This is a genomic window from Streptomyces sp. NPDC127117, assembly GCF_042677325.1.
Lineage (GTDB): Bacteria > Actinomycetota > Actinomycetes > Streptomycetales > Streptomycetaceae > Streptomyces.
Genome location: NZ_JBHXTM010000026.1, coordinates 116776 through 123334, shown reverse-complemented (window position 1 = coordinate 123334; position 6559 = coordinate 116776). Strand labels below are relative to the sequence as shown.

8 protein-coding genes are annotated in these 6559 nt (G+C 67.3%); 3 read left to right on the top strand and 5 right to left on the bottom strand.

The window, feature by feature from the left end; all coding sequences use genetic code 11:
* Positions 1-474 precede the first annotated feature (474 nt).
* Positions 475-1116 carry a DNA-3-methyladenine glycosylase gene (locus ACFVH0_RS23335; RefSeq protein ID WP_385822912.1) on the bottom strand — a complete coding sequence of 214 codons (642 nt, stop codon included), beginning with the start codon at positions 1114-1116 and terminating at the stop codon, positions 475-477.
* 73 nt (positions 1117-1189) lie between these two features.
* Between ACFVH0_RS23335 and ACFVH0_RS23330 the strand changes: the two genes are divergently transcribed.
* The 3 genes from ACFVH0_RS23330 to ACFVH0_RS23320 all read left to right on the top strand — a co-directional run bounded on the left by ACFVH0_RS23330 (position 1190) and on the right by ACFVH0_RS23320 (position 3218).
* The gene (locus ACFVH0_RS23330; protein WP_385822910.1) at positions 1190-1972 is read left to right on the top strand and encodes a sporulation protein; all 783 of its coding nucleotides are present in this window, start codon (positions 1190-1192) and stop codon (positions 1970-1972) included.
* A 52-nt stretch (positions 1973-2024) separates the two neighbouring features.
* Positions 2025-2555, top strand: a complete 531-nt coding sequence (locus tag ACFVH0_RS23325; protein WP_385822908.1) for a YbhB/YbcL family Raf kinase inhibitor-like protein — start codon at positions 2025-2027, stop codon at positions 2553-2555.
* 156 nt (positions 2556-2711) lie between these two features.
* Entirely contained in the window at positions 2712-3218 is a 507-nt protein-coding gene (locus ACFVH0_RS23320; protein WP_385822906.1) for an HNH endonuclease, read from the top strand.
* Positions 3219-3278: 60 nt separating this feature from the next.
* Here the strand turns inward: ACFVH0_RS23320 and ACFVH0_RS23315 are convergent, their stop codons facing one another.
* The 4 genes from ACFVH0_RS23315 to ACFVH0_RS23300 form a co-directional block, all read right to left on the bottom strand.
* The gene (locus ACFVH0_RS23315) at positions 3279-4046 is read right to left on the bottom strand and encodes a sulfite exporter TauE/SafE family protein (protein WP_385822904.1); all 768 of its coding nucleotides are present in this window, start codon (positions 4044-4046) and stop codon (positions 3279-3281) included.
* A 61-nt stretch (positions 4047-4107) separates the two neighbouring features.
* A complete protein-coding gene (locus tag ACFVH0_RS23310) occupies positions 4108-5037 on the bottom strand; it encodes an SPFH domain-containing protein (RefSeq protein ID WP_093895790.1) in 930 nt (309 codons plus the stop codon).
* 146 nt (positions 5038-5183) lie between these two features.
* Complete coding sequence (locus ACFVH0_RS23305) at positions 5184-5612, bottom strand: NfeD family protein (protein ID WP_266421208.1); 429 nt, start codon at positions 5610-5612, stop codon at positions 5184-5186.
* 90 nt (positions 5613-5702) lie between these two features.
* Positions 5703-6500 (bottom strand): ABC transporter ATP-binding protein, encoded by a 798-nt coding sequence (locus ACFVH0_RS23300; protein WP_342280622.1) that lies wholly within the window; start codon positions 6498-6500, stop codon positions 5703-5705.
* Positions 6501-6559: the final 59 nt, after the last annotated feature.

Here is a 6559-nt window from a genome sequence, read left to right as displayed (position 1 = left end):
CTCAAGGAACGGACGCTTCCTTTGTACTCACCCGCAGAACACTCTCTGGGGCTTTCCTCCGGGCTTTTCCCTTCGGTCTTGCGTTTCCGACTCTATCAGACTCTTTCGTGTCCGATTCCCGGTCGAAGCGGGTCTCGCTTTCGCTTTCCAGTTCTTCGCTTTCGCGTTTCCCTTTCCGGCGGTTCCAACCTTACCAGACTCTTTTTCGTTCCGTTTCCGGTCCGAATTTGAATTCCGGTGGCCTTGGATAGGCCTTGCCTTTCGGCGTGCCCACTACATTAGCCGATTTCCTTGGCGGCTCATAATCGAGTCGAAAGGGATTGAATTTCGGCATGCCGAAATTCAACCCGCCAGGGCAATTCGTAGGTAGTGGTTGGCCGCTTCGGGATGCTCGGATGGGGTCCGATGGACCTCATCGACAGCAGTACCCGTCTCAAGCGGCTCGGACTACATTAGGCGTCCCTCAAGGGCGAGTCAAGTTGCGCGGCGGCGTGGCACATGGGCCCTGTAGGGGCTCACCGTGGGGTCGCCGTCGATCCAGAAACGCCAGGGATGTGTGGCGCCGTCGCCTCCCACTCCGGTGCGCGGGCCGTTGCGTACCTGGTCACGCGGGGGTGGGGTGCCGTGCAATACGGACAGGGGGGCGCCCGGGTGGGCGATGGCGTCGGTGCCGTTCAGCGCCCGGTCGACATCGAGGGCGGTGGCCAGGCGGGCCGGGCCTTTGGCCAGTTCCTTGTCGTTACGGGCCGAGTTTCGACGTTCGCGGGTGAGTTCGGCGCCGACCTGGATGTTGCCGGCGCGGAGCAGGACTCCGCCGGCCCGGCCCTCGGGCCCGCACACCAGGTTGAGGCAGTGCCACATGCCGTAGGTGAAGTAGACGTACGCGTGGCCGGGTGGTCCGAACATGACGCTGTTGCGTGCGGTGCGGCCTCTGAAGGCGTGCGAGCCGGGGTCGATCTCGCCGGCGTATGCCTCCACCTCGGTGAGGCGGAGTTCGATGGGTCCGTCCGGTGTGGCTCGCACCAGGGTCCGGCCCAGGAGGTCGGGTGCCACGTCCAGTACGGGGCGGTCGAAGAAGTCGCGTGTCAGCGGCGTACGGTCCAAGCCCTCGATCATGGCGGTCGAGGGTACCGGGAACCGACTACGGTCTTGGCGCGTATCTAGGGGTCAGGACCAAGGAGGAGTAAACATGGGCTTCAAGCGGCTGCTCGCGAGCATGGGTGCCGGTGGCGCTTCGGTGGAGACCGAGCTTTCCGAGCTCAACGTCGTACCGGGCGGGGTCGTCCAGGGCGAGGTGCGGGTCCAGGGCGGTTCCGTGGATCAGCAGATCGAGGGACTCTCCGTGGGTCTGCAGGCCCGGGTCGAGGTCGAGGGCCAGGACACGGAGACCAAGCAGGACATCGAGTTCACCAAGCTGCGGCTCGGTGGCGCGTTCGAGGTGCGGGCCGGTGCCGTGCACGTCGTACCCTTCGGGCTCGAAATTCCGTGGGAGACGCCCATCACGATGTTCGCCGGTCAGCATCTGCACGGCATGAACATCGGTGTGACCACGGAGCTGGAGATCGCGCGGGCGCTGGACTCGGGCGACCTGGACCCGATCAACGTGCACCCGCTGCCGGCGCAGCAGGCCATCCTCGATGCCTTCGGGCAGCTCGGTTTCGGCTTCCGCAGCGCGGACATGGAGCGCGGTCACATTCGCGGTACGCGCCAGCGGCTGCCGTTCTACCAGGAGATCGAGTTCTTCCCGCCGCAGCAGTACCGCGGGCTGAACCAGGTGGAGCTGACGTTCGTCGCGGACGACCGTGAGATGGACGTCGTCCTGGAGATGGACAAGAAGCCGGGGCTCTTCAGCGAGGGCAGCGACTCCTACCGCGCGTTCAAGGTCGGGCTCAACGACTTCCAGGGGACCGACTGGGCGGCGTACCTCAATCAGTGGCTGGCGCAGGTCGGCGGTCAGCGCAACTGGCTCTAGGCTCGGTGGGAAACCTGCTGACAGCCGTAGAACGATCAGGAGAGGTGCTGACGTGACCGAGCCGAAGAGGGCGCCGCTGCCGCACGACTTCCATCCGGAGGTGCCGTCGTTCACGGTGGTGAGCGAGGATCTCGCCCCCGGTGCCGTGCTGGCGGACGCTCAGGTGTTCGCGGCCGGGAACACCTCGCCGCAGCTGCGGTGGGAGGGATTCCCGGCGCAGACCAAGAGTTTCGCCGTGACCTGCTTCGACCCCGATGCCCCCACCGGCAGCGGGTTCTGGCACTGGGTGCTCTTCGACATCCCGGCGTCGGTCACGGAGCTGCCGGCCGGCGCGGGCAGCGGGAAGTTCGAAGGGCTGCCCGCCGGCGCCGTGCAGGCCCGTAACGACTACGGCTCGAAGGATTTCGGCGGCGCCGCTCCGCCGGCCGGGGAGAACCACCGTTACGTGTTCACGGTGTACGCGGTGGACACCGAGAAGCTGGGTGTCGACAGCGATGCGTCGCCCGCGGTCGTCGGTTTCAATCTGCGGTTCCACACGCTGGGCCGTGCTCAGCTGATCGGCGAGTACACCGGTCCCGCCTAGTACCCGGTGAGCCGAGAGTTCCCCTGCTGTTTGCCCTGCCCTGGTCTTGGAGAGATCAGGGCAGGGCATTTTTTATTGCGTTGTCCATCACGGCTCGCCCGGCCAGAGTTGATCCGGGCCTGCCAGGGGGCGGCCGGCACACGGGAGGTGGGCGAGATGCGGGACACGCTGGTACTGAATGCGAGCTTCGAGCCGCTGTCGACGGTGACGCTGAATCGTGCGGTGGTGCTGATTCTGCAGGACAAGGCCGTCGTCGAGCAGTCGCACCCCGATCTCCGCATGCGTGGCGCCGCCGTGGACATTCCGGTGCCCCGGGTGATCAGGCTCTGCCGGTACGTACGGGTGCCGTTCCGAAGACATGCCCCCTGGTCCCGGAGGGGTGTGCTGATACGGGACCAGCACCGGTGCGCGTACTGCGGGCGACGGGCGAGCACCGTCGACCACGTCGTGCCGCGCGCCCAGGGAGGTCAGGACACCTGGCTCAACACGGTGGCGTCCTGTGCCGAGGACAATCACCGCAAGGCGGCCCGGACGCCGGAGCAGGCGGGGATGCCGCTGCTGCGCCAGCCGTTCGTACCGTCTCCCGCGCAGGCGATGCTGCTGGCGATGGGGTCCGGTGACCGGTCGGCGCTGCCGGAGTGGCTGGAGAGCGCCGCGGCGTAGTCGGCGTACGTATTTCGTCGTGGTGAAGCCCGTCTCCATGGGGAGGCGGGCTTCACCGTGTCAGCGGAGCAGCAGCTGGACGATGGCGACAGTGCCGACCGCGACGATGAGGACGCGCAGCACGGTGGGGCTGAGGCGGCGGCCGATCTTGGCGCCGATCTGGCCGCCCAGTGCGGAGCCGACCGCGATCAGTACGACGGCCGTCCAGTCGAAGTCGGCGACGAAGAGGAAGAAGAGCGCGGCGATGCTGTTGACGACGGCGGCCAGGACGTTCTTGACGGCGTTGAGGCGCTGCATGGTGTCGTCGAGCAGCATGCCCATCAGGGAGAGGTAGATGATCCCCTGGGCGGCGGTGAAGTAGCCGCCGTAGACGCTGGCGAGCATCAGGCCGACGAACAGCAGTGGTCCGCCGTCGGGGCGGGCGGGGTTGCCGCTGTGCTCGCGTCGGCGTTGGACCGCTTTGCTGATGTGTGGTTGCAGGATGACCAGGACGAGAGCCAGGGCCACCAGGATCGGCACGATGGTCTCGAAGGCCGTCGAGGGCAGGGCCAGCAGGAGGGTGGCGCCGGTAAGACCGCCTATGAGGGCGCCGACGGCGAGCTTGAGTACGCGACGGCCCTGTCCTTTGAGCTCCTCGCGGTAGCCGATGGCGCCGCTGACGGAACCGGGTATCAGGCCGAGGGCGTTGGAGACGGTCGCCGTGACCGGGGGAAGGCCGGTGGCGAGCAGCACGGGGAAGGTGATCAGTGTTCCCGAGCCGACGATCGTGTTGATCGTGCCCGCGCTGATGCCCGCGACGAAGACGGCGAGCATCTCCCAGATGTTCATTGCGTGTCCCCCGTGCATGATCGGCGCTTGGTGCATTGATCATGCACGGGGCGTGTACGCGTCAGTCGACCGGGGGCTGTTCCCGGCGCTCCTTGCCCGTGTCGAAACCGGGGGCGCCGTTGCCGAGGTTGCCGAAGGCACCGCTGAGGCCCTTGAGCGCGTCGCCGATCTCGCTGGGCACGATCCAGAGCTTGTTGGCGTCGCCCTCGGCGATCTTCGGGAGCATCTGGAGGTACTGGTAAGAGAGGAGCTTCTGGTCCGGGTCGCCGGCGTGGATCGACTCGAAGACCGTACGGATCGCCTGGGCCTCGCCCTCGGCGCGCAGGGCCGATGCCTTGGCCTCACCCTCCGCGCGCAGGATCGCGGACTGCTTCTCGCCCTCCGCGGTGAGGATCGCGGACTGGCGCGTTCCTTCGGCCTGGAGGATCGCGGCGCGCTTGTCACGGTCGGCGCGCATCTGCTTCTCCATCGAGTCCTGGATGGAGGTGGGCGGCTCGATCGCCTTGAGCTCGACGCGGTTGACGCGGATGCCCCACTTGCCGGTGGCCTCGTCGAGGACGCCGCGCAGGGCCGCGTTGATCTCCTCGCGGGAGGTCAGGGTCCGCTCCAGGTCCATGCCACCGATGATGTTGCGGAGGGTGGTGACGGTGAGCTGCTCGATCGCCTGGATGTAGCTGGCGACTTCGTAGGTCGCGGCCCGCGCGTCGGTCACCTGGTAGTAGATGACGGTGTCGATGTTGACGACCAGGTTGTCCTGGGTGATCACCGGCTGGGGCGGGAACGGCACGACCTGTTCACGGAGGTCGATGCGGTTGCGGATGGAGTCGATGAATGGAACGACGATGTTCAGGCCTGCGTTGAGCGTGCGGGTGTAGCGGCCGAAGCGCTCCACGATGGCGGCGCTGGCCTGCGGGATGACCTGGATCGTCTTGATCAGGGCGATGAAGACGAGCACCACCAGAATGATCAGAACGATGATGATCGGTTGCATCGTGTTCCTCGTTGCCCTTCGGTTGCCGACGGATCGCGATGATCGAGGTCGAGGTCGCGGGAGGGGCCGGAAGCTGGGCCGGCCCCGATCTCATGATGATCGACATCGAGTCTGACAGAACGCGCGCTGCCTTGTGGGTGGTTCGGTCACATGACGACTGCCGTAGCTCCGTCGATGTCGACGACATCGACCTGTTGGCCGGGATCGAAGCTCTGGCCCTCGTCGAGTGCGCGGGCGGACCAGATCTCCCCGGCCAGTTTGATCCGGCCGCCGCTGCTGTCGACCCGTTCCAGGACGACTGCCTGACGGCCTTTCAGCGCATCGATGCCGGTGGCGAGTTGGGGCCGGTCGGTGCGGTGTCTGGCGGCGATCGGCCGGACCACCGCGATGAGCGCCACGGAGACCACGACGAAGACCAGCACCTGGGCCACGATGCCGCCGCCGAGTGCCGCGACGACTGCCGCCGCGACCGCTCCGACGGCGAACATGCCGAACTCGGGCATCGCAGTCATGACGAGTGGGATGCCCAGTCCCACCGCGCCGATCAGCCACCACACCCACGCGTCGATGTCCACGGGGCCATGGTAGAACCGCGAGCGCCCTCGCGGACAGGGCGCAAGCCGGCCGCCGCGTCCGTCGAGACCGGGAGTCGCCGTCGACGGCGGTCAGGAGAGCGGCAGTCCGTGGGCCGTGTAGCGGTCGCCGGTGTGCTCGACGACGAGCGGCAGTCCGAAGCAGAGGGAGAGGTTGCGGGAGCTGAGTTCGGTCTCCATGGGGCCCGCGGCGAGCACCTTGCCCTGGCGGATCATCAGGACGTGGGTGAACCCGGGGGCGATCTCCTCGACATGGTGGGTGACCATGATCATGGAGGGGGCGTACGGGTCGCGGGCCAGCCGGCCGAGGCGGCGGACCAGGTCCTCGCGGCCGCCGAGGTCGAGTCCCGCCGCCGGCTCGTCGAGGAGCAGCAGTTCCGGGTCGGTCATCATGGCGCGGGCGATCAGGGTGCGCTTGCGCTCGCCCTCGGACAGGGTGCCGAACTTGCGGTCGAGGTACTCGGTCATGCCGAGCCGGTCGAGGAAGGCGCGGGCGCGCTCCTCGTCGACGGCCTCGTAGTTCTCGTGCCAGGTGGCGGTCATGCCGTATGCGGCGGTGAGCACCGTCTGCAGCACGGTCTGGCGCCGGGGCAGCTTCTCGGCCATGGCGACGCCCGCGATGCCGATGCGGGGGCGGAGCTCGAAGACGTCGGTGCCGACGCCGCCGAGCTGCTCGCCGAGGATCTTGGCGGTGCCGGTGCTCGGGAAGAGGTAGCTGGACGCGATGTTGAGGAGGGTGGTCTTGCCGGCACCGTTGGGACCGAGGATGACCCAGCGCTCCCCCTCCTTGACCGACCAGGAGACGTCGTCCACCAGAGCGCGTCCGTCGCGGACCACGGATACGTCCACCAGCTCCAGTACATCGCTCATGGCGCGTTGTCTCCCCATGCAGTGTCGAGATCGTCGGTACCTGTGGGCACAGCTCCCAG